1 protein-coding gene is annotated in these 399 nt (G+C 58.6%); it reads right to left on the reverse strand.

The genetic code is table 11. From position 1 onward, the window contains the following. Window positions 1–373, reverse strand: a 373-nt coding sequence (locus D7X55_RS42260; protein WP_199747491.1) for a hypothetical protein, incomplete at its 3' end; no start/stop codon positions are given. Window positions 374–399: the final 26 nt, after the last annotated feature.

Below are 399 nucleotides of genomic sequence, written 5' to 3' on the forward strand. Positions count from 1 at the left end.
GCGTGAATGCGGGGGCCCGATAGACAACCGTTCTGGTGGCCTTGGCGGGAACAGGCAGGCGCTGCTCCGGCAACGACACCTTCGCAGACGGGTCACCTGCCGGCAGCACCCAGAACGTGCCGGCAGCATTGCCGATCACGATGTGCACGTGCCCTGCGAGATCGTTTACCTGGAAATAATCCATGCCATCGCGCTCGAACCCATAGACCAACCAGCCGGGATCCACGCTGAGGTCTTGTGCCTGCGGAATCGACTGGCCGAGTCCTTGGCCGGCCAACTTGATTCCATGGTCGTCACTCGGGGCAAAAGCAAAAACGGATACCGGCACCAACATCAATGCACCAGCAAATGCATGAATTCGGAAACTTCTCACACTGACCTCCAGGTTGGATGCAATAC

This window comes from Corallococcus sp. AB049A, from assembly GCF_003668885.1.
GTDB lineage: Bacteria > Myxococcota > Myxococcia > Myxococcales > Myxococcaceae > Corallococcus > Corallococcus interemptor.